Below are 19,770 nucleotides of genomic sequence, written 5' to 3'. Positions count from 1 at the left end.
AACGGAAGAGGAGATAAACAATGATTATATTAAAAAGCGAAAGAGAAATTAACCAAATGCATGAGGCAGGCAAACTTCTGGCTTCATGTCATAAAGAAGTGGCTAAGTTAATTAAGCCGGGTGTCACGACACTTGAAATTGACGCTTTCGTAGATGACTATTTGAAAAAACATGGAGCAACAGCAGAGCAGAAAGGCTATAAAGGGTATGAATATGCAACTTGTGCTTCTGTGAATGATGAAATCTGTCATGGATTTCCCAGTAAAAAACCATTGAAAAACGGTGATATTGTCACAATCGATTTTGTCGTGAATTTAAATGGAGCATTGGCTGATTCTGCCTGGACACATTCTGCAGGCACTATATCAGAAGAGGCGCAAAAGTTAATGGATGTTACAAAAACAGCCATGTATAAGGGGATTGAGCAGGCTGTCATCGGCAGCCGTCTCGGTGACATCGGTCATGCGATACAGTCTTACGCAGAAGGAGAATCTTTTTCTGTCGTACGAGATTTTACAGGTCATGGCATCGGGAAAACGATGCATGAGGAGCCGACTGTGCTTCATTACGGCAAACCAGGCAAGGGGCTAAGGCTGAGAGAAGGGATGGTCATTACAATAGAGCCAATGTTAAACGCAGGCACATGGTATTCTAAAATGGATGATAACGGCTGGACGGCACGAACAGTTGATGGAAAATTGTCTGCTCAGTATGAACACACTGTTGCGATTACCAAAAACGGCCCGTTGATTTTAACAGAACAATAAGATCTTGGAAAGAAGCGTACCTCTGTTAACCATAAACAGAGGTCGCTTTTTTTTCTATCAAGGAGGATTGATTAAAGAGCAGAATGACAAATTTAGCTTTTTTAACATATTATTTTTGAAAATTATGCGAATATTGTTGAAATACTAAAGAATTCGGACTATAGTATATAACAATACAAATTTAACGGGGTGAAGAAAGTGAGCAAAAAAGATCTTAGAATCAAAAGTAAAGTAATCAGCGATGATATGAAACGAATGCCAAACCGCGCCATGCTTCGTGCGGTAGGACTTCAGGATGAGGACTTTAAAAAGCCGATGATCGGCATTGCCTCTACGTGGAGCGAAGTCACTCCTTGTAATATTCATATTGATAAGCTTGCAAAGCTGTCTAAAAAAGGCGCAAGTTCAGCTGGCGGTGCTGCACTTATTTTCGGCACCATTACGGTTTCTGACGGTATATCAATGGGAACAGAGGGCATGCGCTACTCACTTCCAAGTCGTGAAGTCATTGCAGACTCGATTGAAACAGTTGTCGGAGCTGAGAATTTAGATGCGTTTGTTGCAATCGGGGGCTGTGATAAAAACATGCCGGGCTGTATGATCGCAATTGCGCGTGCAGAAGTGCCGGCTGTTTTCGTATACGGAGGAACAATTAAACCTGGAAGATTAAACGACAAAGACATTGATATCGTTTCTGCATTTGAAGGGGTAGGAAAATTTAATAATGGTGATATTGACAGCGACGGATTGCATCAGATTGAATGCCATGCCTGTCCTGGTGCGGGTTCCTGCGGAGGAATGTATACAGCAAATACGATGGCATCAGCTATTGAAGCAATGGGAATGAGCTTGCCTGGAAGCTCATCAAATCCTGCTGAATCAGAATTTAAAGAAAATGATTGCTATGAAGCGGGCCAAGCTGTTTATCGCATGCTTGAACAAGACATTTATCCAAAAGATATTATGACCAAAAAAGCATTTGAAAATGCCATCACAGTTGTTATGGCTCTCGGAGGATCTACAAATGCCATTCTCCATCTAATGGCGATTGCCCATTCGATTGATGTAGATCTATCTCTTGAGGATTTTGAGCGCATCCAAAGAACCGTTCCTCACATCGCCGATCTAAAACCGAGCGGAAAATACGTGATGCAGGATCTGCACGAAGCGGGCGGTGTCCCTGCTGTTATGAAGCTTTTGCTTGAGCATGGCTTGATTCATGGAGATTGTTTAACGGTAACAGGAAAAACAATTGCAGAAAATCTTAGTGAGCAGGAAGGCCTGAGAGAGGGTCAAAAAGTCATTTATCCACTTGAGCAGGCATTGAGAAAGGATGGTCCGCTTGTTATTTTAAAAGGGAATTTATCTCCAAGCGGAGCAGTTGCCAAGGTTTCTGGCCTAAAAGTTACAAAGATGACAGGTCCTGCAAAAGTATTTGATACAGAAGAGGAAGCAACAGAAGCCGTTTTAACAAATGAAGTAGTTGCAGGCGACGTTCTGATTATTCGCTACGAAGGTCCAAAGGGCGGTCCTGGAATGCCTGAGATGCTGTCTCTTTCCTCTATCATTGTAGGGAAGGGTTTAGGAGAGAGTGTTGCTCTTCTGACAGATGGCCGCTTCTCTGGAGGCACTCATGGCCTTGTAGTAGGCCACATTACTCCGGAAGCTCAAGTAGGCGGACCGATCGCTCTTGTAAAGTCAGGCGACTTAATTACCGTCGATAGTGATAACCGTGAGCTTCATCTCCATGTTTCTGATGAAGAATTAGCAGAAAGAAGACTTACTTGGTCTGCTCCGCCGCTTAGAAAGCGCGGAGTGTTAGGAAAATATGCAAGAACTGTTTCATGTGCTTCGCAGGGTGCAGTTACAGATGCATTTGAAGATGTTAAGGAACCGCAGAAAACACACTGAGGCTCGTTTGTTGAATTGTCATTCCTCCTGTAGTATTCTTTTACTACATGCGAAGGTTTAGGAGGAATGACTATGTCAATGGCATATGAAGAATACATGCGTCAAATGGTGAAGCCAATGCGCGCAGAGCTTACGAACGCAGGATTTAACGAATTAACAACGGAAGAAGAAGTAAAAGAATTTATGGAACGAGCTGAAGGAACAACATTGGTTGTTGTGAATTCTGTCTGCGGATGTGCAGCAGGACTTGCAAGACCTGCTGCCACTCAGGCTGTTATGCAGGCTGAGCATGCACCAGCTAATCTTGTGACAGTTTTTGCTGGACAGGATAAAGATGCAACAGCTGTGATGAGAGAGTACTTTGAAGGCTATGAACCTTCATCTCCTTCAATGGCACTTCTTAAAGGAAAAGAAGTGGTACACTTTATTCCTCGTCACGAAATTGAAGGCAGCTCAATTGAACAAATCATGGAAAATTTATTAAATGCATTTGAAGCTAATAAATAATGGAAAGGATGCCTATTAGGGCATCCTTTTTTATGAATGAAGAATGATACGGAGTGAAAGACTTTGATTGTAACAACAGCAGGCAGGACAAATCTTGGGATGATCAAACTTGCTGAAGAGATTTCTTCAGATTTAAAAGCTGAATATAAAGCCCGAAAAAAACGATCCATTGCCAAAATGAAAGAAGAATATAAATCGGATGTACTCGTCGTTGGGCAGAACCGGCTCGAACTCCATGAGGAAGGGAACGCCGATCCTTTCTTCTTCCATCCTAACTCAGCCATGTTCCGCCTGAAACGATTGCAAAAAGGGGAGAGCGATCCTTTAATTTTTGCATCAGATTTAAAAGAAGGAGACCGTTTTTTAGATTGCACATTGGGACTTGGATCCGACAGTATAATAGCAAGCTACGCGGCAGGTGAAACAGGAATGGTCACAGCAGCTGAAGCAAATCCTTTCATTGCTTACCTTGTAGAAAAAGGTCTCAGCAAATGGGAAACAGGAATTGCCGAATTTGATAAATGTATGCGAAGAATCCAAGTTATAGGAATGAATCATGCGAAATACCTGCAATCCTTAGACACAAATTCATTTGATGTTGTCTATTTTGATCCAATGTTTGAGGAGCAAATAGATGAATCAAATGGGATCGAACAATTAAGGTTCCTGAGTGTGCATCAGGAGATTACAGAAGACATTATCAAAGAAGCTAAACGGGTGGCCAAGAAAAGAATTGTTTTAAAAAACCACTACAAAAGTTCTTCTTTTGAAAAACTTGGCTTTCATGTTTATAAACGAAAATCAGCGAAATTCCATTTTGGTGTGATAGAAATAAAAGATTCGTAAAAAATAGGATGAGGAGGTGCTCATCTAATGTCAAAACGCAAAAGTGACCCATCAAAGTCACAGCTTGGTTCTCCGGAAGTTGAAGGTCAGGGGACGACAGTAAGTGAAACTGGCCGCAAGCAATCTTCAGCAAATAAAAAGCAGAAACAGTAATCAGCAAAAAACTCATGGCGAGCGCCATGAGTTTTTTTAATCTGTTATTTCTGCGAATATAAAATATGCCAGAGTAACGAACGATGCAATAATAAATACTGATTCAAAACCCAATCTGATTCACTCCAATAGTGTGAAAGTATTTTATTTCCAACGTCTTCTTTAGTGTAAACTTTTTCATCTCTTTTTAAAACCCTTTAAGGCACTAGATTTTCTTTTTTTGCGAAAAATTTCTATAAATTTAGAATTTATCTATGATAGAATAATATTATAATAGGAAGACTGGGAGGAATAGAGAAAATGATGAACAAATGGATGCGGAAAACGCTGATCATCTTATTTACTATTGCAACCTTCGGAATGGTCGCTCCTCCAGCTGCCCTCACAGTCGAGGAACATTCCTCTGAAGATTCAACCGCTAAATTAACCAACTCAGACAAATACTTTTTCACTGATGAAACCGCTTACTGGCAACAGCCTAAAGAGTCCTGCATCTCAACTTTTGTTGAAGCAGCCGAGGTTCAGTCCTTTCAAAAATTCGGAGACAGAATCGGAACCGTCATTGAGGATGAATTCAGGCAGATCATTCTTCCGAAAATAGAAGAAGCCATAAAACAATATGTTGAAGAGTACTCTGATGAAGATATTCGGGATTTGGCCATTTCAAAAAAACCTGCAGACGGCAAAGGCGAGAAAATCTTTCACCTGTATAACAAACAGACAGGACAGGATGTGCTTAGATTTCATGTCCGCCGCGATCATCCGCCAAAGCAGGGGTATTGGTTTAATTTTCATTATCATACGCACCACGATTCTTTTCAAAAGCATCACGAACTTGGCAGCATCTACTGGAATCAGAACATGCCGCCAAATTGGATGACACATTAAAGGGGTGCAATGTCCATTGAGCAAATACACAATCGATGAAATGGTAAAAACGACGAAAGAAATGCTGAATGATAGGGGTGTTACATTAGAGGATATCGCTGATATTGTGATGACCCTGCAGCGAAAATACATCCCGAATATTACACTTGAAGATTGTGTTGAAAATGTAGAGAAGGTCCTTAATAAACGTGAAATTGTGCATGCCGTTTTAACCGGTCTTGCCCTTGATCAGCTAGCTGAGCAAAAATTGCTTCCGCAGCCGCTGCAGCATCTGGTTGAAACAGATGAACCTCTTTATGGCATTGACGAAATCATTCCGCTTTCCATCGTAAATGTATATGGCTCGATTGGATTGACCAATTTTGGTTATTTGGATAAAGAAAAATTTGGAATCATTAAGGCTCTGGATGAACACAGCGGAAATCGCGTGAATACATTTCTTGATGATCTGGTTGCAGCACTTGCCGCTGCTGCAGCAAGCAGAATGGCACACCGGGCCCGGGATATTGCAGATGGCAGACAGACTCAGGCAACAGTATAAAGATTCAAAGCGCATGAAATCATTTCATGCGTTTTTTTTGCTTTCATATGAAACTTTTCCTCCGCCCAAACGTATAGGCATATGGAGGATATTGAATAAAGATGTATATTTTATGACGAAACATCAAAATACTTAACAAGCAATCTTTTATTCAGTATAATGAAAAAGTTAACGTAATGTTTAGGAGGAAATGGTAGATGTCAATTTTGCAAGGAATGCTTGACACGTACGCACAATTTTTCAATTGGGAAATGTGGGGAGAAGTTCTTACTGATCCAGTTGCATGGGGACTTATCGGTACATTAGTTATTCTCGAAGGGTTATTATCAGCAGATAATGCTCTTGTACTGGCTGTAATGGTAAGACATTTACCTGAAAAGCAGCGAAAAAAAGCTTTATTCTATGGTTTGCTCGGAGCATACATCTTCCGTTTCATTGCGATAGGTGTCGGTGTATTCTTAATTAAACTATGGTGGGTTAAGATTTTAGGTGCAGCATATCTCGCTTGGCTTGCTGTGAAATACTTCATTGATAAATCAAAAGAAAATGCTGAAGGTGATGAAGAACACGGCGGCATTAATAAAAGTGGTCTTCTTATCCGTCTTTTCGGTACATTCTGGGGAACGGTTGTTGCAGTTGAATTAATGGATATTGCATTCTCTGTAGACAGCGTACTTGCAGCGTTCGGCGTCAGTGAGCAGGTATGGGTCCTTCTTCTCGGAGGAGTTCTAGGGGTTCTTATGATGCGCGGAGTTGCAGGAGTCTTCCTTAAATTGATCGACAGAGTTCCTGAACTTGAAACAACTGCATATATTCTTATTGCTTTAATCGCTATCAAAATGGGATTAAGCGTTGCAGGTGTTCATATTGAGCACTCCGTATTCTTCATCATCATCCTAGTGATGTTCGTAGGTACATTTGCTCTTAACTATTACCGCAAAAAATCAAGTCAAAGCAATAGCACTGGCGTTTGATCCGTCATTAAAAAAGCCGCATTTGCGGCTTTTTTTATTTGCCCTCGTATTTCTAAAGGATTCCTTTGAAATATAAATAAAAAATGGATATCAGTCCGATTGATGTGAGTCCGTCGAGAACCATGTAGCTTTTAAGCGTCATAACTTCAATCACTTCTTGTGTCAGCTGCTGCCGCTGTTGATAAGGAATATTCCTGTTTAATAGCATCCTCATGTTTTTCACCCAATTTCCATGATAATTTCCATCATATGGTGAAGTTTGCAAAAAAGTTACAGAGTCCAATATCTGTTCGGCACAAAATTAATATGTTACTATTTTCATATATATATTGTTCGAAACAATCAGAAAATCCTTCAAGGAGTTACACATATATTATGAAAATAAAACTGCTTGTTCTCTTCATCTCGCTTATATCGATGTTTTCTATCTATCAATTTGTTTTTGCAGATGCTTCGTCAGGCAGTCTTCTTGAAAATCATTCGCTTTCTTCTAAAGTCTCGCTGACTTCCGGCTCTTCGCTATACAAAATGGTTTATTTACCTGAAAATTCCTTTTCGGAAAAGGATGCAGAAGTTATGCTGGGCAATTTAAATCATGTCCATCCTATGATTTTGACAAAAGCTCTGCAGCAAAACGTGACTATTAAATTGTTTACAGGGAAGCTGACTGATGAAGAGGGACTTGAGCACTTATCAGGACGGACTCCCCGGGGCTATTCAGCGAAATCAGATTGGGACAGTGTGCCGGGTATGACGGAAAACAACAGAGTCTTTGTCAAGATTGGCCACAGTCAATATGGCCTGGGACATGGTTCAGTTTCGCTTGAGCTTCATGAGTTTGCACATGCCGCTGATCGGAATGTTTTTTCAAACATAAGAAGCAATCCTTTTTATTTGAATATATGGAAGAAGGAGGCCAGCTTGCTCTTTTCAGGAAAAACATACTTTCAGCGTTTTCCAGAAGAATATTTTGCTGAGATTTTTGCTATGTATTATTTGAATGAAAAAACAAAAGATGAGCTGCGTCAAAAGGCTCCGCTGTCTTATAGATTTATTTCAAAACTTCACAAAACGGTAGAAAACTAGAGTAACTTCCTATACAATTATCTCTAGTATCTAAACGAAGGAAGTGTCTTTAAATGAAGCAATATTTGGACTTATGCAAACACGTGCTGCAATCTGGAACCGTAAAAGAAGACCGGACAGGAACTGGAACAATCAGCACATTCGGATATCAAATGAGATTTGATTTAAAAGAAGGATTTCCTCTTTTGACTACGAAAAAGCTTCACTTGAAGTCAATCATACATGAACTAATCTGGTTTTTGCGGGGAGATACGAACGTAAAATACCTGCAGGAAAATGGAGTGCGCATCTGGAATGAATGGGCGGATGAAAATGGCGAGCTTGGTCCTGTATACGGACATCAATGGCGCTCATGGGCAGGGGCGGACGGTCAGACGGTTGATCAGATCTCAAAGCTGATAGACCAAATTAAAAACAATCCTGATTCACGCAGGCTCATTGTGAGTGCATGGAATCCTGCAGATGTCGATGAAATGGCACTGCCTCCGTGTCATTGTTTTTTTCAATTTTACGTAGCTGACGGCAAGCTGTCCTGCCAGCTTTACCAGCGTTCTGCAGACGTTTTTCTTGGTGTGCCATTTAACATTGCATCCTATGCATTATTAACGATGATGGTGGCTCATGTGACAGATTTAGAACCGGGTGAGTTTGTTCATACGTTTGGAGATGTGCATATTTATAAAAATCATCTTGAACAGGTAGATCTTCAGTTAACCCGTGATGCACGGGCGCTTCCAAAAATGAGACTGAATCCTGATGTAAAGTCAATTTTTGATTTTACATATGAAGATTTTACATTAGAAGGCTATGATCCGCATCCTCATATTAAGGGAGCAGTCAGCGTATGATTTCAATGATTGTGGCGATGGATGAAAATCAGTTAATAGGGCGCAACAATGATCTTCCTTGGCGAATCCCGGCAGATTTGGCTTATTTTAAAAAGGTTACGATGGGACATCCCATCCTGATGGGAAGAAAAACGTTTGATTCGATTGGAAAACCTCTGCCTGGCAGAGAGAATATCGTTCTTACTAGAAATGAGCAGTATTCACATGAAGGAATTAAAGTTATTCATTCATTGGATGAAGTGCTCGTAAATGAAGCTTATGCAGATCAAAATCTATTTATCATCGGCGGAGCTGAAATTTTTAAAGAGTGTCTTTATTCAGCAGACAGACTGTATGTGACAAAAATTTATGAAACGTTTGAGGGAGATACTTATTTTCCTGAGTTTAAAGAAGATCTTTACAAAATCATTCATAGGGAAAAAGGTCCAAAAGATGAAAAAAACCCGTATGATTATGAATTTATCGTTTTTGAAAAATAGAAGATTCAATCAAAAGCCTCTCGCTAAATGAGGGGCTTTTCTTATGAACACTGGATGAAGAAACAAGATGTTGAGAATGTTATTGCAGTCATATAAGGAATCGGATTTTTTCTAATTGTGTGCAGGCGACCGCAAAAACAGAAGACAGGCTGTCTTCCTCTTGTCATGCTGCTATTGAGGGGACCTATGCCATTATGGAAAAGAATGACGGCTGGAAGTTTAAACCTTCAAACTGTATGCAAGCCATTCTTGGCAGAAGACTATTCAGGAAATGGTTAATAAAAAAATCAGCTGAAGAATTAAAGGATATAATCGCAAAAACTCTCAAAGGCAAAGCCATCTGAGAGTTTTTTTATTACCTATATAAATGGTACATCCGGTACATAGAACAGGACACAGAAAAACATAGCTGCACTGCCGGCTAAAACAAAGCCGTGCCAGATTGCGTGGTGATATGGTATTTTTCGCCATACATAGAAAATCGCTCCGATCGTATACAGCAGTCCTCCAGTAAGGAGCAGCGCAAATCCTTCAGGACTTAAAAATGCATATAGAGGTTTTATGGCGATAATAATCAGCCATCCCATCAGGATATAGGCAAGTGTTGATAAAATAACAAACTTCTTAACAAAGAAAATTTTCAGCACGATTCCTGCAATTGCAAGTCCCCAAACAATACCAAGCAGGGTAAAGCCCAGTGTTCCCCGGAGAGGAACAAGCAGAAACGGTGTATATGTGCCTGCAATCAGCAAATAGATGGCGGAATGATCCAAAATTTCAAAAACATCCTTTGCCTTGCGGTGAGGAATTGCGTGCAGCAAGGTTGAAAAAAGATATAAAAGGATCATAGTTGCACCAAAGATTGAAAAGCTGACAATATGCCAGGCGTCACCGTATTTTGAGGCAAAGATGATCAGATAGACCAATGCGGGTATACTTAGCAGGACACCAATCCCATGTGTTATGGCGTTTGCAATTTCTTCTTTAATCGAGTACTCCATTTTGCGCTGCCTCCTTGTTTATCGTTTGAAGATTTTCCGTTAAGGACTGAAGAAAATCCAAGCCTTCAAGGGTAATTTTCGTTCCTGCACGTCCCCGTCCTTTTGTCACATAATCATTTTTCTCGAGAAAATCGAGTCGATGCCTTACCTGCTGAGGAGTTAGAGGATGACGCGAATTCTTGCTGCTGTCCGAGATTATTCTCCGGCTTGCAGGTTCCCCTTCCTCATTGCTTGAACGAATGGATTCCAGAATAAAAAGATATTCTTGTTTGTCCATGAGAGTAAGCGGCTTATCCTTTTGATTTTTTGGTTCTTTTTTCTGTTTGGCAGACTCCTGCGACATGAATGGTTCTTTAGGAAGATCGTGCAGCTGAATGGAACGGCCGTCACAGACTGTCAGTAAATAATCCATTGTGTTCTTCAGTTCAAGCACATTTCCAGGCCATTGATATTTCGTCAGAATGTCCAAAACCGTTTTATCCATGCGGACGTCCTGGCCCCGCTGCTTTATAAATGAAGCGGACAGGATAGGAATATCGCTGCTCCGTTCGTTTAAAGACGGCAATGTCAGCTTTAATACGTTTAAATAATAGTAGAAGTCTTCGCGCAGGCTTCCTTCATCAATTAATGCTTTTAAATGAACAGTTGATGAGGCTATAATTCGTACATCCACCAAACCAGGCTTTGAAGATCCAATTCTCTGCACTTGTTTCTCCTGCAGAACACGAAGCAATTGCGCCTGAAGTTTCATACTCAGGCCTGAAATTTCTTTAAGAAAAACAGTTCCGCCATCAGCCTTTTCAAAAAGCCCCTGTTTATTATCTTGTACATTGCCGAAAAGTTCATATTCCAGGACATCTTCTGAATATGTACTGCAGTTTATTGCGGCAAACGGCTTTTGTGCCCGCCCTGACTCATTATGGATGGCATTTGCAAACATTTGCTTGCCGGTTCCGGTTGAACCTTCAATAATGATGGGCAAATCTGCTTTTGCGAGCTTTTTTGCTATATATTTTTTTTCAATGAAAAGAGGATGGTCTCCAATAATATCATCAAAATAATAAGCGGATGCATGTTTTTCGATGATTTTCAGCTCCTTATTTGATTAATTGGGTTTATTATAACACCCAAACAGAACTAATTGGAACCAATAAAATTATTTTTTTAAGAAATTTTAAGATCAAAGGACAGGCTGAGCTCAAAGAACATGCTTTACCCGGGGATGAAATGGTGATAGAGGAAAGTCGCTTCCCGAGTTAAAAAGGGACTGTGTCATCGAGCATTAATCCCTTTTTAACTGTTCCAATAACCTCTTAAACTGTGAAGGATTTTCAAACTGTTCCTCTGACCAGTTTTCACTGATCCATTATGATATTTCGTGTTCCGAGTTGAAAACCTTACCGCTCGTATCCTTTTTATGATCAAAAAACGGCCATTGTCTTCATCTGCTGCAACAATACAGGGAATTCCACCCCAGCAGCTTTAAGTTCAAATTCCAAGAAAAGAACCTCCAATGTTAAGAAATTATGAGAATTTTTTAATAATAACTTTTAATTATGAATATTCATGATATAATGTTCCAATTAAATCATTGATGCAGAAAGGATTTTACCTATGAAACAAATGATGAATCTTGAACCCGCGCTACATGTGGCAGACATCTTAAAGGCGCACCATTTGTTAAAAGATGTTGTCATTCATACACCTCTTCAAAAAGATGAACGCCTTTCTGAAAAATATGATTGCAGCGTCTATTTGAAACGAGAAGATCTTCAGATAGTCCGTTCTTTCAAATTAAGAGGCGCCTATAACAAAATTAAACAGCTGACAAAAGAAGAAACCGTTAATGGTATTGTTTGTGCCAGCGCCGGGAATCATGCGCAAGGAGTAGCCTATTCCTGCAAGCAATTGAATATTCATGGCAAAATCTTTATGCCGTCTACAACCCCTAGACAAAAAGTATCCCAGGTAGAGCTTTTCGGGCGAGGGCATGTTGAGATTATTCTTACGGGCGACACGTTTGATGATTCATATAAAAAGGCAAGAGAATGCAGCGAGTCAGAGAATAGGGCCTTTATTCATCCATTTGATGATTTAGATGTCATCGCCGGACAGGGAACGATTGCCATTGAGATTCTTAATGACTGTGATGCAGAGCTTGATTATGTATTTGCAAGTATTGGAGGCGGAGGACTGATATCTGGAATCGGGAGTTATTTTAAACAAGTTTCCCCGGGCACGAAGGTCATAGGCGTTGAACCTGAGGGGGCACCTTCTTTTGCGGAATCGATTACAGCCGGAAAAGTAGTGGAGCTTGCCAATATTGATAAATTTGTGGACGGAGCAGCAGTGAAACGGATTGGAGATCACAATTTCTCGATTTGCAGACAGACTGTGGATGATCATATCCTTGTGCCGGAGGGAAAAGTTTGCACCACGATTTTAAGCCTGTACAATGAGAATGCAATTGTTGCGGAGCCTGCAGGTGCTCTTCCAATCGCTGCCCTTGATTTTTACAGAGACGAAATCAAGGGGAAAAACATTGTCTGTATTGTGAGCGGAGGTAATAATGACATTGGCCGCATGCAGGAAATGAAAGAGCGCTCGCTTATGTATGAAGGGCTGCAGCACTATTTTATTGTGAATTTTCCTCAGCGCGCCGGCGCACTTAGAGAATTTCTAGATGAAGTGCTCGGTCCAAACGATGACATTTCCAGATTTGAATATACGAAAAAGAACAATCGCGACAGCGGACCTGCATTTGTTGGGATTGAGCTGAAAAACAAAGAGGACTACACGGGTTTGCTGAATAGAATGCAGCGAAAAGGTTTTCCATTTACTGAAGTGAAAAAAGACAGCAGTTTATTTCATCTTTTCATCTGATTTTTTGGATGAAAATTTTAGCCTTTACTGACACAATTAGACAGACTTCTGCTTTTAGTTGGGTTATAATATAAGAAACGGGTGAAAAAGAGGATTGATAACTTGTTATTCAAGAGCCTAGAGTTCAAGCTGTTAAATGGACATAAGGTAAAAATCACAGATATTCCAGTATTGGAGGAAGATAATCAATACCGATTTCTCGTTCAAATCCGACTGCAGACGTTTTTATCAAAAATCACAGCACATAAGCATCCAAACGATATTTATTCGTTCAGGGATTACTTAAAAAAAACAATAAAGTGGCCAGATTATGAAGCCATTTATCAACCTGACATTTTAAAACATAACGCATAGCACGCCTTAAGACCGCATAGACAAATTGCGGTCTTTTCTTTTGTTAAAATGAGAATAAAATATCCATTTTATTTAAAAGCTAGGAAAGAGTTTTATATAAGAATTGAAAGCAAATAAGATTGAAACATCTTTAATTGAGGGTATAATACAAGATAGTTAGATTAATAGGGAAGTGATACTATTGACAAAGGTTAAAATTGTGACTGATTCCACAGGAGATCTAAGTCATGAAATGATTGAAAAATACGATATTAATGTCATTCCGCTGACGATCGTGATTGACGATGAGTCTTATCTTGACCGTGTGGACATAGAGCCGGAAGAATTTATAAAAAAGATGAAAGAAGCGGTCGAGCTTCCAAAAAGCTCTCAGCCGCCTGCTGGAAAGTTTGCACAAGTTTACGATGAACTTGGTGCAGACGGCAGCAGTATCATTTCTATACATATGACCGGGGGCATGAGCGGCACCGTTCGTTCAGCTGAAAGTGCAGCAGGTATGACAGATGCAGATGTTACAGTAATCGACTCCATGTTTATTTCAAGGGCACTCGCCTTTCAAGTGATTGAAGCTGCAAAAATGGCCCAGGCAGGTGCCTCCAAACAGGAAATTCTCGAACGGATTGAACACATTCGCAAAAACAGCCAGCTTTTCGTAACAGTAGATACACTTGAAAATTTGGTGAAAGGCGGCAGAATTGGCCGAGGCAAAGCTATGATTGGTTCACTTCTTAATATCAAGCCGATTGCGTCGCTTGCAGATGGCGTTTATACTCCTGTTACAAAAGTGCGGAGCCACTCACAAATTGTGAAATTTCTGGCCAAACAGTTCGCGGAAGATGTGAAAAACAAAACAGTAAAAGCTGTTGGCATCGCGCATGCAGATTCATTAGCCCTTGCAACAAACTTAAAAAATACTCTCCTCGAAATGAATGCAGACTATCCAATTGATATATGCTACACAACACCTGTTATTTCAACACATACTGGTCCAGGTGCCATAGGATTTATGTATTTTGCTGAATAGAGATAATGACGCATGGGGAAATCCATGCGTTTTTTTATGAGTTCTTTCTAGTTCACTTTATAAAGGGAATTAATTTTGTATAATCCGAAAGTAATGGAATTAATTATTAAAATCATCGGAGCACAATAGATCCTGATAATTTAACCAGTATAAAGGCGATATATGCAAGATTATGTGCATGTTTTCAGAAAATTGAAACCTTCCATCCTGACAAACGTATATATAGGAAGTATCCTATGAAGCAGGTGATCAAAAATGCTTTGGATCATTCTATTAACACCTCTGCTCCTTATATCTGCCCTCGCCATCTATTTTGACAAAGTATCCGGAATGAGTCTTCCTGAACACTCAAAACAGGATGAGCATTCAGGTTTTCTATCAGGAAATGCAATGAACAGCAATGGAGGAGACGGAAACTCATTCTAGATTTAAAAAACGGATGTTCCACTTTGGGAAATCCGTTTTTTTCTGCTCAAACTTCAGGCTTCTCAGTATCTGTCACCAATTATGCAATCATACCCGAGAAGATGATAGCGGATTTAGATCAATATTATCAGCGGAAAAATGACGAAGTAGGAATGCTGCTAAAACCGATGATTGATTTTATACCAATTTTTATAAAAAAAACACCCCGAAAATAGCGGGAGGACCTCTGCACGACCTGCTGACCCTATGGGGTGCAGTGAATGAAAAGCAAATAACTCTTGTAGAAAAGCCTGTTAAAATTATTCTTGAATCTGAATATGCGAGAGGACAGAGTATAGCAGACTTCAGACCTTATAAAACCCTTGCTGATTACCCCGTCCACAGAATTGCGGTTAAATTTAACTATGATGCTTTTATTGCTGATTTTGAGAGCATCATGAAGGGAAGGTAATTGTGTCAATCATTTGAACTGTGTAACCACTTTCAAGCATATGCTTCCCAATCTCTCAATGTTTTGATAAACTTTTCATATTGGATTATATAGGAAAGGTGACACCCTGCAATGAAAAAACACTATATACTATTATTTTTACTTGCTATTACTCTCTTATCAGGATGCGGTTCCAGCGGAATAAAAGGGGCTCTTAATTATGAAATTGATGATTTTTCCTACATAAATCAGGATGGAAAGAAAGTTGGTTTAAGCGATCTAAAAGGGGAAGTATGGGTAGCTAATTTTATTTTTACAAGCTGTGATACGGTTTGTCCGCCAATGACGGCGCATATGACCGAACTGCAGAAGCAGATGAAAGAAGCTGGATTAGATGTGCGTCTTGTCTCATTCAGTGTTGACCCTGAAGTTGACACACCCGAGAAATTAAAGGAATTTGCAGGCAGATATCCTCTTTCCCTTGAAAATTGGGATTTCTTGACCGGATATTCTCAAAAGGAAATCGACAACTTTGCTAAAAACAGCTTTAAAACGATTGTTCAAAAGCCTGAAGGGCAGGATCAAGTCATTCACGGAACATTGTTTTATTTAATTGATCAGAACGGCAAGGTCATGAAAGACTATGACGGTGTGGAAAATGTAGCATATGATGAAATTATTGATGATGTAAAAAAGATACAATAGTGAAAAAATCCGCAAATTGCGGATTTTTTTTAGTACAGATAATGTTTCAAAATAAATCTGATCTTCACCTATTGGATTTACGAAGAATACAATACACCTAAATTGGCGATCAAATCAAAGAGGTGAAGGGAAAGATATGGTTTCATATATAGATTATACTTCTCCATCCGTTCAATACACGTTTGACGTAAATAAAAGCACCTTATTTAAAAAGGACAGCAGAAATTATATAAACGTCTTAGGGATAAAACAGCTAAATAGTCTGGAAAATGTATCTCTGCTTGATATATTTCTTAGTGCTCAAAATGTTGTGGAGCCGCATTATCATCAAAATGCAGCCGAGCTGGTCTATTGTATTTCAGGAGCTGCTGTTGTTTCTATCCTAAACCCATATACAAAACAAATTCTCAATTACCCGATTACTCCAGGGCAAGTGGCTAATGTTCCCCAGGGCTGGTGGCATTACGAAATAGCAACAGCTGACCATACTCACCTTTTGGCTATTTTTGATGCTTCAAGCCCTGAGGTGATTTTAGGGTCTGATATCTTAAAATTCACACCTTCAAATATTATGGCTCATACTTATTGTCTTGATGAAAATCAATGGAAAAAAGCAACTGAGTCGATTAAACCATCAACATATATTGGTCCTTATAAGAACTGCGGGCAAGAACGTGCAGGAAATACAAAACAAACCTATCATCAAAATTATCCACATCAGTCTTATGGGCAATCATATGCACCTGCCGGGTACTATACTGGGTATTAATAGAACAATATGATACTTGTTCTTCAGCCAATAAGCATTCTGATTAAAAGTCATGCGGCTCAGAACATTTGAGCACTTTCAGATTATTAAACCACAGGCCGCTTTTGTTTACGAAGAGCCTCCATCAGCTCTGGAACAGCATTAATATTTTCACGGACTAAATCCTTTGGGGTAAGGGCCATCCATTGATTTAAAGATATGTCTGCAAACCGGTCGCTTTTAAATATCTCAAAGAACCACAGGGTTTCAGTGCCGGTATTCTCAATATAATGGCCATAGGCAAATGGAACATATCCAACATCACCGGCACGATAATCAAATGTTCGTGCTCTGCCATCAGCTGCAAAGACTGTCATTCGGCCAGTACCTGTAAGGTAATATTGCCATTCATCGTTATTGGGATGCCAGTGCATTTCCCTCATTGCACCAGGTTTGATTTCTACCAAAGCAGCTGCTATGGTTTTTGAAATGGGAAAGGTTGAAGAGTCAACTATACGTACAGATCCTCCTGGTGTTACGATTGGTTCTTGCTCATGCAATTTATGGATTAAACTTTCTGGGACAGTACCATAAGGATCAGGTACAGTTTGGCTTTCAAGGGATCCAGGAACCTGTGCCTGAAATATATATTTTTGCTGTGTTGGAATTTGGGCAAAAGCAGTTTCAGGCACACCGAAATTCTTTCCCAGTACTTCCTTCGGTGTGTGTGCAAACCAATCAGATATCGAAAGTGTATTCAGATCAGAAAAGCTTCCATCATCAAATACAAGCAGAAATTCACATCCTTCTTCCAACCCTTGAATGGAGTGCGGGATTCCAGGAGGAAAATACCAAAGATCTCCTTGCTCAACATCCGCTATAAAGTTTCGGCCATTTTGATCTACTGCTGTGATCCTCGCCTTGCCAAGAATCATATAAGACCACTCTGCTTGCTGATGCCAGTGCAATTCCCTAATTCCACCCGGCGTCAAACGCATATTGACTCCTGAAAGTGTAGTAGCAATCGGCAGTTCTCTAATTGTGATTTCTCTAGACCAGCCGCCATGATTTAATTGCATATGTGTGTCAGAAAAAGAGAATTTCAAGTTCGGTAAACTTCCGGCATCTGTTACAGGCGGAACCAGTAAATCAGGATTTTCAATGTCACGCATGATGTCCCGCGGACCAAGATCTGTAGCACCGGCACCATCTTCTCTAATGGGCTGGGGTATATTTTTGCGAATGGATCTCTTTGAGAGCGGCGATTCCATAATACCTGCTCCTTTCATCAACAGCTTAATTTTTTAATCTGCTTTTTAATATATGCGCAAATCACTGAATGAGATGTTAAGTATCTAAGCGATAGAAAAAACGCTATTTTTCTAAGAGGGAAAATAGCGTTTTTTTATAAAACTTTTATTACATAGACGGTTCCTTCATATATTTGAGAATCAATTGAATACAGGGAAAATGATGATCGAAAAAAAGTGAAAGTATAACCTGTCAAGATGAGGCATCAATGTTAATTGTATGGAAGCATAAATGAATAGACTCATACTCATCCGTTTTTACTGTAACTGTACGCAATTACATGATATAATCATAGGCTAAAAGAACGGTGAAAGGGGATGATTATGATACGGAATCTGTTTATTTTGCTCATGGGATTACTGATGCTTCTTTCCGGATGTAATGCTTTATCAGGGAATCCTGCTGATATGGCTGCAAAACCGGTCAATAATAAAGAGCATCTGATGAAGGAACCCATCCCCAAAAACTTTGTCCCAAGTAATTTAAATGTAGTTGCTATTGGAGATTCATTAACCGCCGGAGTAGGAGATGCCGATAATAATGGAGGCTACGTCGGGGATGTCAGCGATTTGCTGCAGCGCGAAGAAAACATTTCCTCTGTAGATGTGTCTAATTTTGGAGTCAGAGGTCATAAAACGACAGATTTGATAAAAGTTCTTGGAAATGAAAAAGTCATTGAAAAATTGAGAGATGCCGATATCATTTTGATGACAATTGGCGGAAATGATATTATGAAGGTTACACGCAATCATATAATAAACCTTAAACTTGAACCATACCGAGAGGAACAGCCTCTTTTTGAAAAACGGTTCAAAAAAATCATGAAAACGATCCGGACAGCAAACCCTGATGCAATCATTGTTTATACAGGCTTATATAACCCTTTTAAGTATATGCTCCCTGAGCTCAGTGAAATTGACACGATTGTAGAAGAATGGAATCAGACATCAAACCGCATTATCATGGAAGATGGAAATGCCATTTTTGTCCCTATCCAAGACCTCTTTTCTAATAAATCAGTTGGAAAACTTCTATATATTGACGAGTTTCATCCGAGTGAAACAGGGTATTCATTAATAGCAGACAGAGTATACTCAAACCTCTCAGACTAGATTTAAAAAGATTGGATGATTACTGTATGAGAAAATGGAAAACAGCCTTTATTGTTTTACTCAGCTTAAACCTCGTCTTTCTGCTTTTTATCATCGTGTCGCCTTTTCTGCCTGCTGAAAGGCCCAAAACGGAGACAGCAGAGCTGACAAGTTCAGATACGGTACCTTTTACCGTGAGTTCTTCAAAAAAAGATCTAAATTTGCTGATTAATTATTACCTGGTTAAAGAAGCAAAAGCAAAAGAGCTGAATTACCGCGTAGAGCTTGACGAAGAAGTGAATTTATACGGAACCGTAAAAGCATTCAATAAAGACGTTGATCTTACTCTTTCATTCGATCCTCAAGTGAAAGAAGACGGCAATATGCTGCTTAAAGTAAAGCAATTATCTATAGGCCGTCTGCCTATACCTGTTCCGTACGTCATGAGCTATATTAAAAAGACCTATCCATTGCCGGAATATGTATACATTGATCCGAAAAATGAAAGCATTGATGTTCAAATTACGGAGCTTGAATTTAAAAATAACCTGCGTGCTAAAGCAGAATCATTTGATCTGAAAAATGACAATATAAAATTTAAATTGTTTGTTCCAATGGATATTCAAAATTGATTACGTTAAAAACACCATATTCTGACTTGAATATGGTGTTTATTTATTTGAAAATCATTCAAAAGTCACCGAATGATTCGCTTCAAGTGAATTTAAGACTGTAAAAATGAATGAATGCTACTTATGATAGGAACATCATTTTCAGGAGCATACGCTTTCACAGAT

At 39.6% G+C, this 19,770-nt stretch carries 25 protein-coding genes; 21 read left to right on the top strand and 4 right to left on the bottom strand.

All coding sequences use genetic code 11. The features are described from left to right. The first annotated feature begins 20 nt into the window (after nt 1–20). From map to K8L98_RS15865, 8 genes are all read left to right on the top strand, one after another. Entirely contained in the window at nt 21–767 is a 747-nt protein-coding gene (gene map / locus K8L98_RS15900) for a type I methionyl aminopeptidase (protein ID WP_223436083.1), read from the top strand. A 198-nt stretch (nt 768–965) separates the two neighbouring features. After that, on the top strand, nt 966–2,678 hold the full coding sequence (ilvD, locus tag K8L98_RS15895) for a dihydroxy-acid dehydratase (protein WP_223436081.1): 1,713 nt from the start codon (nt 966–968) through the stop codon (nt 2,676–2,678). A gap of 72 nt (nt 2,679–2,750) precedes the next feature. Further along, nucleotides 2,751–3,185, top strand: coding sequence for a BrxA/BrxB family bacilliredoxin (locus K8L98_RS15890; protein WP_223436079.1), 435 nt, complete (start codon nt 2,751–2,753; stop codon nt 3,183–3,185). Nucleotides 3,186–3,248: 63 nt separating this feature from the next. Beyond that, a complete protein-coding gene (locus K8L98_RS15885; RefSeq protein WP_223436077.1) occupies nt 3,249–4,031 on the top strand; it encodes a class I SAM-dependent methyltransferase in 783 nt (260 codons plus the stop codon). 27 nt (nt 4,032–4,058) lie between these two features. Beyond that, entirely contained in the window at nt 4,059–4,184 is a 126-nt protein-coding gene (locus tag K8L98_RS15880; RefSeq protein ID WP_083328291.1) for a YuzL family protein, read from the top strand. Between the two features lie 303 nt (nt 4,185–4,487). Then, on the top strand, nt 4,488–5,072 hold the full coding sequence (locus tag K8L98_RS15875; protein WP_223443513.1) for a YpjP family protein: 585 nt from the start codon (nt 4,488–4,490) through the stop codon (nt 5,070–5,072). 16 nt (nt 5,073–5,088) lie between these two features. Further along, complete coding sequence (locus tag K8L98_RS15870; protein WP_070877888.1) at nt 5,089–5,613, top strand: phosphatidylglycerophosphatase A family protein; 525 nt, start codon at nt 5,089–5,091, stop codon at nt 5,611–5,613. Between the two features lie 197 nt (nt 5,614–5,810). Further along, on the top strand, nt 5,811–6,587 hold the full coding sequence (locus K8L98_RS15865) for a TerC family protein (RefSeq protein ID WP_223436075.1): 777 nt from the start codon (nt 5,811–5,813) through the stop codon (nt 6,585–6,587). A gap of 52 nt (nt 6,588–6,639) precedes the next feature. On the opposite strand, the gene K8L98_RS15860 is transcribed toward K8L98_RS15865, so the two are convergent. Beyond that, the gene (locus K8L98_RS15860) at nt 6,640–6,801 is read right to left on the bottom strand and encodes a hypothetical protein (RefSeq protein WP_223436073.1); all 162 of its coding nucleotides are present in this window, start codon (nt 6,799–6,801) and stop codon (nt 6,640–6,642) included. A 161-nt stretch (nt 6,802–6,962) separates the two neighbouring features. On the opposite strand from K8L98_RS15860, the gene K8L98_RS15855 reads away from it, so the two are divergent. The 4 genes from K8L98_RS15855 to K8L98_RS15840 all read left to right on the top strand — a co-directional run bounded on the left by K8L98_RS15855 (nt 6,963) and on the right by K8L98_RS15840 (nt 9,344). Next, nucleotides 6,963–7,673: an anthrax toxin lethal factor-related metalloendopeptidase gene (locus K8L98_RS15855; protein ID WP_223436071.1), complete on the top strand. Its 711-nt coding sequence runs from the start codon at nt 6,963–6,965 to the stop codon at nt 7,671–7,673. A gap of 53 nt (nt 7,674–7,726) precedes the next feature. Next, the gene (locus tag K8L98_RS15850; RefSeq protein WP_223436069.1) at nt 7,727–8,521 is read left to right on the top strand and encodes a thymidylate synthase; all 795 of its coding nucleotides are present in this window, start codon (nt 7,727–7,729) and stop codon (nt 8,519–8,521) included. After that, the gene (locus tag K8L98_RS15845) at nt 8,518–9,000 is read left to right on the top strand and encodes a dihydrofolate reductase (RefSeq protein ID WP_223436067.1); all 483 of its coding nucleotides are present in this window, start codon (nt 8,518–8,520) and stop codon (nt 8,998–9,000) included. The genes K8L98_RS15850 and K8L98_RS15845 overlap by 4 nt, the downstream gene beginning before the upstream one ends. A gap of 194 nt (nt 9,001–9,194) precedes the next feature. Then, entirely contained in the window at nt 9,195–9,344 is a 150-nt protein-coding gene (locus K8L98_RS15840) for a hypothetical protein (RefSeq protein ID WP_223436065.1), read from the top strand. A gap of 15 nt (nt 9,345–9,359) precedes the next feature. Here K8L98_RS15840 and trhA read toward each other — a convergent pair whose 3' ends face one another. Next, nucleotides 9,360–10,001, bottom strand: coding sequence for a PAQR family membrane homeostasis protein TrhA (trhA, locus tag K8L98_RS15835; protein ID WP_223436063.1), 642 nt, complete (start codon nt 9,999–10,001; stop codon nt 9,360–9,362). Then, nucleotides 9,985–11,046, bottom strand: a complete 1,062-nt coding sequence (locus tag K8L98_RS15830) for a sigma 54-interacting transcriptional regulator (protein ID WP_223443510.1) — start codon at nt 11,044–11,046, stop codon at nt 9,985–9,987. The genes trhA and K8L98_RS15830 overlap by 17 nt, the downstream gene beginning before the upstream one ends. A gap of 569 nt (nt 11,047–11,615) precedes the next feature. Between K8L98_RS15830 and ilvA the strand changes: the two genes are divergently transcribed. The 7 genes from ilvA (at nt 11,616) to K8L98_RS15795 (ending at nt 16,592) form a co-directional block, all read left to right on the top strand. Further along, on the top strand, nt 11,616–12,884 hold the full coding sequence (ilvA, locus tag K8L98_RS15825; protein WP_223436061.1) for a threonine ammonia-lyase IlvA: 1,269 nt from the start codon (nt 11,616–11,618) through the stop codon (nt 12,882–12,884). Nucleotides 12,885–12,986: 102 nt separating this feature from the next. Beyond that, a complete protein-coding gene (locus K8L98_RS15820; RefSeq protein WP_223436059.1) occupies nt 12,987–13,238 on the top strand; it encodes a DUF2535 family protein in 252 nt (83 codons plus the stop codon). Nucleotides 13,239–13,419: 181 nt separating this feature from the next. Beyond that, nucleotides 13,420–14,262 (top strand): DegV family protein, encoded by an 843-nt coding sequence (locus K8L98_RS15815; protein ID WP_223436057.1) that lies wholly within the window; start codon nt 13,420–13,422, stop codon nt 14,260–14,262. Between the two features lie 255 nt (nt 14,263–14,517). Further along, a complete protein-coding gene (locus K8L98_RS15810) occupies nt 14,518–14,688 on the top strand; it encodes a hypothetical protein (RefSeq protein WP_223436055.1) in 171 nt (56 codons plus the stop codon). Nucleotides 14,689–14,944: 256 nt separating this feature from the next. Further along, the gene (locus K8L98_RS15805) at nt 14,945–15,139 is read left to right on the top strand and encodes a hypothetical protein (RefSeq protein WP_223436053.1); all 195 of its coding nucleotides are present in this window, start codon (nt 14,945–14,947) and stop codon (nt 15,137–15,139) included. A 111-nt stretch (nt 15,140–15,250) separates the two neighbouring features. Next, nucleotides 15,251–15,823 carry an SCO family protein gene (locus tag K8L98_RS15800; protein ID WP_223436050.1) on the top strand — a complete coding sequence of 191 codons (573 nt, stop codon included), beginning with the start codon at nt 15,251–15,253 and terminating at the stop codon, nt 15,821–15,823. 136 nt (nt 15,824–15,959) lie between these two features. After that, nucleotides 15,960–16,592, top strand: coding sequence for a cupin domain-containing protein (locus K8L98_RS15795; protein WP_223436048.1), 633 nt, complete (start codon nt 15,960–15,962; stop codon nt 16,590–16,592). A gap of 86 nt (nt 16,593–16,678) precedes the next feature. Here the strand turns inward: K8L98_RS15795 and K8L98_RS15790 are convergent, their stop codons facing one another. Next, nucleotides 16,679–17,842 (bottom strand): oxalate decarboxylase family bicupin, encoded by a 1,164-nt coding sequence (locus K8L98_RS15790; protein WP_223436046.1) that lies wholly within the window; start codon nt 17,840–17,842, stop codon nt 16,679–16,681. Between the two features lie 363 nt (nt 17,843–18,205). Here K8L98_RS15790 and K8L98_RS15785 point away from each other — a divergent pair, with 363 nt between their 5' ends. Further along, the gene (locus tag K8L98_RS15785; RefSeq protein WP_223436044.1) at nt 18,206–18,994 is read left to right on the top strand and encodes an SGNH/GDSL hydrolase family protein; all 789 of its coding nucleotides are present in this window, start codon (nt 18,206–18,208) and stop codon (nt 18,992–18,994) included. Nucleotides 18,995–19,020: 26 nt separating this feature from the next. Continuing rightward, the gene (locus tag K8L98_RS15780) at nt 19,021–19,605 is read left to right on the top strand and encodes a YpmS family protein (RefSeq protein WP_223436042.1); all 585 of its coding nucleotides are present in this window, start codon (nt 19,021–19,023) and stop codon (nt 19,603–19,605) included. Nucleotides 19,606–19,770: the final 165 nt, after the last annotated feature.

It is taken from the genome of Metabacillus dongyingensis (assembly GCF_019933155.2).
Classification (GTDB): domain Bacteria; phylum Bacillota; class Bacilli; order Bacillales; family Bacillaceae; genus Bacillus_P; species Bacillus_P dongyingensis.
The sequence above is the reverse complement of the archived record's forward strand: the minus strand, read 5'-3'. Positions and strand labels throughout refer to the sequence as shown.

Coding starts and splice junctions, on each gene's coding strand:
- map (WP_223436083.1), top strand. CDS start 21: ATGATTATATTAAAAAGCGAAAGAGAAATTAACCAAATGCATGAGGCA.
- K8L98_RS15890 (WP_223436079.1), top strand. CDS start 2,751: ATGTCAATGGCATATGAAGAATACATGCGTCAAATGGTGAAGCCAATG.
- K8L98_RS15880 (WP_083328291.1), top strand. CDS start 4,059: ATGTCAAAACGCAAAAGTGACCCATCAAAGTCACAGCTTGGTTCTCCG.
- K8L98_RS15875 (WP_223443513.1), top strand. CDS start 4,488: ATGAACAAATGGATGCGGAAAACGCTGATCATCTTATTTACTATTGCA.
- K8L98_RS15865 (WP_223436075.1), top strand. CDS start 5,811: ATGTCAATTTTGCAAGGAATGCTTGACACGTACGCACAATTTTTCAAT.
- K8L98_RS15860 (WP_223436073.1), bottom strand. CDS start 6,801: ATGAGGATGCTATTAAACAGGAATATTCCTTATCAACAGCGGCAGCAG.
- K8L98_RS15855 (WP_223436071.1), top strand. CDS start 6,963: ATGAAAATAAAACTGCTTGTTCTCTTCATCTCGCTTATATCGATGTTT.
- K8L98_RS15850 (WP_223436069.1), top strand. CDS start 7,727: ATGAAGCAATATTTGGACTTATGCAAACACGTGCTGCAATCTGGAACC.
- K8L98_RS15845 (WP_223436067.1), top strand. CDS start 8,518: ATGATTTCAATGATTGTGGCGATGGATGAAAATCAGTTAATAGGGCGC.
- K8L98_RS15840 (WP_223436065.1), top strand. CDS start 9,195: ATGGAAAAGAATGACGGCTGGAAGTTTAAACCTTCAAACTGTATGCAA.
- trhA (WP_223436063.1), bottom strand. CDS start 10,001: ATGGAGTACTCGATTAAAGAAGAAATTGCAAACGCCATAACACATGGG.
- ilvA (WP_223436061.1), top strand. CDS start 11,616: ATGAAACAAATGATGAATCTTGAACCCGCGCTACATGTGGCAGACATC.
- K8L98_RS15810 (WP_223436055.1), top strand. CDS start 14,518: ATGCTTTGGATCATTCTATTAACACCTCTGCTCCTTATATCTGCCCTC.
- K8L98_RS15800 (WP_223436050.1), top strand. CDS start 15,251: ATGAAAAAACACTATATACTATTATTTTTACTTGCTATTACTCTCTTA.
- K8L98_RS15795 (WP_223436048.1), top strand. CDS start 15,960: ATGGTTTCATATATAGATTATACTTCTCCATCCGTTCAATACACGTTT.
- K8L98_RS15790 (WP_223436046.1), bottom strand. CDS start 17,842: ATGGAATCGCCGCTCTCAAAGAGATCCATTCGCAAAAATATACCCCAG.
- K8L98_RS15785 (WP_223436044.1), top strand. CDS start 18,206: ATGATACGGAATCTGTTTATTTTGCTCATGGGATTACTGATGCTTCTT.
- K8L98_RS15780 (WP_223436042.1), top strand. CDS start 19,021: ATGAGAAAATGGAAAACAGCCTTTATTGTTTTACTCAGCTTAAACCTC.